This window comes from Streptococcus equinus ATCC 9812 (genome assembly GCF_000187265.1).
Lineage (GTDB): Bacteria > Bacillota > Bacilli > Lactobacillales > Streptococcaceae > Streptococcus > Streptococcus equinus.
Genome location: NZ_GL698435.1, coordinates 1 through 4,972, shown reverse-complemented (window position 1 = coordinate 4,972; position 4,972 = coordinate 1). Strand labels below are relative to the sequence as shown.

Here is a 4,972-nt window from a genome sequence, read left to right as displayed (position 1 = left end):
GTAACCTGTCAAAAAACGATAAATCTGTCAGTGACAGAATGAGAACAAGATTAAATGAGAGTTTGATCCTGGCTCAGGACGAACGCTGGCGGCGTGCCTAATACATGCAAGTAGAACGCTGAAGACTTTAGCTTGCTAAAGTTGGAAGAGTTGCGAACGGGTGAGTAACGCGTAGGTAACCTGCCTACTAGCGGGGGATAACTATTGGAAACGATAGCTAATACCGCATAACAGCATTTAACACATGTTAGATGCTTGAAAGAAGCAATTGCTTCACTAGTAGATGGACCTGCGTTGTATTAGCTAGTTGGTGAGGTAAAGGCTCACCAAGGCGACGATACATAGCCGACCTGAGAGGGTGATCGGCCACACTGGGACTGAGACACGGCCCAGACTCCTACGGGAGGCAGCAGTAGGGAATCTTCGGCAATGGGGGCAACCCTGACCGAGCAACGCCGCGTGAGTGAAGAAGGTTTTCGGATCGTAAAGCTCTGTTGTAAGAGAAGAACGTGTGTGAGAGTGGAAAGTTCACACAGTGACGGTAACTTACCAGAAAGGGACGGCTAACTACGTGCCAGCAGCCGCGGTAATACGTAGGTCCCGAGCGTTGTCCGGATTTATTGGGCGTAAAGCGAGCGCAGGCGGTTTAATAAGTCTGAAGTTAAAGGCAGTGGCTTAACCATTGTTCGCTTTGGAAACTGTTAGACTTGAGTGCAGAAGGGGAGAGTGGAATTCCATGTGTAGCGGTGAAATGCGTAGATATATGGAGGAACACCGGTGGCGAAAGCGGCTCTCTGGTCTGTAACTGACGCTGAGGCTCGAAAGCGTGGGGAGCAAACAGGATTAGATACCCTGGTAGTCCACGCCGTAAACGATGAGTGCTAGGTGTTAGGCCCTTTCCGGGGCTTAGTGCCGCAGCTAACGCATTAAGCACTCCGCCTGGGGAGTACGACCGCAAGGTTGAAACTCAAAGGAATTGACGGGGGCCCGCACAAGCGGTGGAGCATGTGGTTTAATTCGAAGCAACGCGAAGAACCTTACCAGGTCTTGACATCCCGATGCTATTTCTAGAGATAGGAAGTTTCTTCGGAACATCGGTGACAGGTGGTGCATGGTTGTCGTCAGCTCGTGTCGTGAGATGTTGGGTTAAGTCCCGCAACGAGCGCAACCCCTATTGTTAGTTGCCATCATTAAGTTGGGCACTCTAGCGAGACTGCCGGTAATAAACCGGAGGAAGGTGGGGATGACGTCAAATCATCATGCCCCTTATGACCTGGGCTACACACGTGCTACAATGGTTGGTACAACGAGTCGCGAGTCGGTGACGGCAAGCAAATCTCTTAAAGCCAATCTCAGTTCGGATTGTAGGCTGCAACTCGCCTACATGAAGTCGGAATCGCTAGTAATCGCGGATCAGCACGCCGCGGTGAATACGTTCCCGGGCCTTGTACACACCGCCCGTCACACCACGAGAGTTTGTAACACCCGAAGTCGGTGAGGTAACCTTTTGGAGCCAGCCGCCTAAGGTGGGATAGATGATTGGGGTGAAGTCGTAACAAGGTAGCCGTATCGGAAGGTGCGGCTGGATCACCTCCTTTCTAAGGATAAACGGAAGCACGTTTGGAGTATTGTTTAGTTTTGAGAGGTCTTGTGGGGCCTTAGCTCAGCTGGGAGAGCGCCTGCTTTGCACGCAGGAGGTCAGCGGTTCGATCCCGCTAGGCTCCATTGAATCGAAAGATTCAAAGATTGTCCATTGAAAATTGAATATCTATATCAAATTCCACGATTCAAGAAATTGAATTGTAGATAGTAACAAGAAATAAACCGAAACGCTGTGATTTAATGAGTTTAAGGTCAACAGACCAAAATAAGGTTAAGTTAATAAGGGCGCACGGTGGATGCCTTGGCACTAGAAGCCGATGAAGGACGTGACTAACGACGAAATGCTTTGGGGAGTTGTAAGTAAACATTGATCCAGAGATGTCCGAATGGGGGAACCCGGCATGTAATGCATGTCACTCATTACTGTTAAGGTAATGTAGAGGAAGACGCAGTGAACTGAAACATCTAAGTAGCTGCAGGAAGAGAAAGCAAACGCGATTACCTTAGTAGCGGCGAGCGAAAAGGTAAGAGGGCAAACCGATGTGTTTACACATCGGGGTTGTAGGACTGCGTTGTGGGACGACAAGATTATAGAAGAATTACCTGGGAAGGTAAGCCAAAGAGAGTAACAGCCTCGTATTCGAAATAGTCTTTAACCCTAGCAGTATCCTGAGTACGGCGAGACACGAGAAATCTCGTCGGAATCTGGGAGGACCATCTCCTAACCCTAAATACTCTCTAGTGACCGATAGTGAACCAGTACCGTGAGGGAAAGGTGAAAAGCACCCCGGGAGGGGAGTGAAATAGAACCTGAAACCGTGTGCCTACAACAAGTTCGAGCCCGTTAATGGGTGAGAGCGTGCCTTTTGTAGAATGAACCGGCGAGTTACGATATGATGCGAGGTTAAGTTGAAGAGACGGAGCCGTAGGGAAACCGAGTCTTAATAGGGCGACTTAGTATCATGTCGTAGACCCGAAACCATGTGACCTACCCATGAGCAGGGTGAAGGTGAGGTAAAACTCACTGGAGGCCCGAACCAGGGCACGTTGAAAAGTGCTTGGATGACTTGTGGGTAGCGGAGAAATTCCAAACGAACTTGGAGATAGCTGGTTCTCTCCGAAATAGCTTTAGGGCTAGCGTCGATGTTAAGTCTCTTGGAGGTAGAGCACTGTTTGATTGAGGGGTCCATCCCGGATTACCAATATCAGATAAACTCCGAATGCCAACGAGATATAATCGGCAGTCAGACTGCGAGTGCTAAGATCCGTAGTCGAAAGGGAAACAGCCCAGACCACCAGCTAAGGTCCCAAAATATATGTTAAGTGGAAAAGGATGTGGGGTTGCACAGACAACTAGGATGTTAGCTTAGAAGCAGCTATTCATTCAAAGAGTGCGTAATAGCTCACTAGTCGAGTGACCCTGCGCCGAAAATGTACCGGGGCTAAAACATATTACCGAAGCTGTGGATACCTTTTAGGTATGGTAGGAGAGCGTTCTATGTGTGATGAAGGTGTACCGTGAGGAGCGCTGGAACGCATAGAAGTGAGAATGCCGGTATGAGTAGCGAAAGACAGGTGAGAATCCTGTCCACCGTATGACTAAGGTTTCCAGGGGAAGGCTCGTCCTCCCTGGGTTAGTCGGGACCTAAGGAGAGACCGAAAGGTGTATCCGATGGACAACAGGTTGATATTCCTGTACTAGAGTATATAGTGATGGAGGGACGCAGTAGGCTAACTAAAGCGTGCGATTGGAAGTGCACGTCTAAGCAGTGAGGTGTGATATGAGTCAAATGCTTATATCTATAACATTGAGCTGTGATGGGGAGCGAAGTTAAGTAGCGAAGTTAGTGATGTCACACTGCCAAGAAAAGCTTCTAGCGTTAATTATACTCTACCCGTACCGCAAACCGACACAGGTAGTCGAGGCGAGTAGCCTCAGGTGAGCGAGAGAACTCTCGTTAAGGAACTCGGCAAAATGGCCCCGTAACTTCGGGAGAAGGGGCGCTGGCTTTAAGTCAGCCGCAGTGAATAGGCCCAAGCAACTGTTTATCAAAAACACAGCTCTCTGCTAAATCGTAAGATGATGTATAGGGGGTGACGCCTGCCCGGTGCTGGAAGGTTAAGAGGAGCGCTTAGCATTAGCGAAGGTGTGAATTGAAGCCCCAGTAAACGGCGGCCGTAACTATAACGGTCCTAAGGTAGCGAAATTCCTTGTCGGGTAAGTTCCGACCCGCACGAAAGGCGTAATGATTTGGGCACTGTCTCAACGAGAGACTCGGTGAAATTTTAGTACCTGTGAAGATGCAGGTTACCCGCGACAGGACGGAAAGACCCCATGGAGCTTTACTGCAGTTTGATATTGAGTATCTGTACCACATGTACAGGATAGGTAGGAGCCTATGAAATCGGGACGCTAGTTTCGGTGGAGGCGTTGTTGGGATACTACCCTTGTGTTATGGCTACTCTAACCCAGATAGGTTATCCCTATCGGAGACAGTGTCTGACGGGCAGTTTGACTGGGGCGGTCGCCTCCTAAAAGGTAACGGAGGCGCCCAAAGGTTCCCTCAGAATGGTTGGAAATCATTCGCAGAGTGTAAAGGTATAAGGGAGCTTGACTGCGAGAGCTACAACTCGAGCAGGGACGAAAGTCGGGCTTAGTGATCCGGTGGTTCCGCATGGAAGGGCCATCGCTCAACGGATAAAAGCTACCCTGGGGATAACAGGCTTATCTCCCCCAAGAGTTCACATCGACGGGGAGGTTTGGCACCTCGATGTCGGCTCGTCGCATCCTGGGGCTGTAGTCGGTCCCAAGGGTTGGGCTGTTCGCCCATTAAAGCGGCACGCGAGCTGGGTTCAGAACGTCGTGAGACAGTTCGGTCCCTATCCGTCGCGGGCGTAGGAAATTTGAGAGGATCTGCTCCTAGTACGAGAGGACCAGAGTGGACTTACCGCTGGTGTACCAGTTGTCTTGCCAAAGGCATCGCTGGGTAGCTATGTAGGGAAGGGATAAACGCTGAAAGCATCTAAGTGTGAAGCCCACCTCAAGATGAGATTTCCCATGATTTTATATCAGTAAGAGCCCTGAGAGATGATCAGGTAGATAGGTTAGAAGTGTAAGTGTGGTGACACATGTAGCGGACTAATACTAATAGCTCGAGGACTTATCCAAAAAAGAAACGAGTCAATATTGACAGCGAGTCGGTTTCTTGTTAGAATATATAGGTATTCAATTTTGATTGGATAATCAATCATAGTTAAGTGACGATAGCCTAGGAGATACACCTGTTCCCATGCCGAACACAGAAGTTAAGCCCTAGCACGCCTGATGTAGTTGGGGGTTGCCCCCTGTTAGATATGGTAGTCGCTTAGC

At 49.4% G+C, this 4,972-nt stretch carries 1 tRNA gene and 3 rRNA genes; all 4 read left to right on the top strand.

The annotated features are described in order from the left end of the window. Window positions 1–50: 50 nt before the first annotated feature. Window positions 51–1,598: ribosomal RNA gene (locus HMPREF0819_RS08435) — 16S ribosomal RNA — on the top strand. Window positions 1,599–1,652: 54 nt separating this feature from the next. Then, window positions 1,653–1,725 (top strand) — tRNA-Ala (locus tag HMPREF0819_RS08430). Between the two features lie 146 nt (window positions 1,726–1,871). Continuing rightward, window positions 1,872–4,771 (top strand): 23S ribosomal RNA (locus tag HMPREF0819_RS08425). 85 nt (window positions 4,772–4,856) lie between these two features. Then, window positions 4,857–4,972: ribosomal RNA gene (gene rrf, locus HMPREF0819_RS08420) — 5S ribosomal RNA — on the top strand. The 16S, 23S and 5S rRNA genes sit together here with 1 tRNA gene alongside, the layout of an rRNA operon.